The organism is Phyllobacterium sp. GQ127, from assembly GCF_059758635.1.
On sequence record NZ_JCAXDZ010000041.1, the window covers coordinates 1 to 272 of the forward strand.

1 protein-coding gene is annotated in these 272 nt (G+C 58.1%); it reads left to right on the plus strand.

Annotated features, from left to right (window positions below):
- On the plus strand, positions 1-258 hold a 258-nt coding region (locus tag AC6CHM_RS25180), incomplete at its 5' end, for an ABC transporter permease (protein WP_498176088.1).
- Positions 259-272: the final 14 nt, after the last annotated feature.

Consider the following 272-nt stretch of genomic DNA (forward strand, 5'->3'; position numbering starts at 1 on the left):
GCATCGGCCCAGCCGACCATGGGCAACGCCTATGAACTCGACGCCATCGCCGCGGCTGTTATCGGCGGCACATCGCTTGCAGGGGGCTCCGGCCGCATCACCGGAACGCTGATCGGCACCATCATCCTCGGCATTATCACTTCAGGGTTCACCTTCCTGAAGATCGGCTCCTATTACCAGGAAATAATCAAGGGCGCGATTATCGTCCTGGCCGTCGTCATCGATCAATACAGACGATCAAAACACGCAAGAACCTGAGGACGGGGCGATTG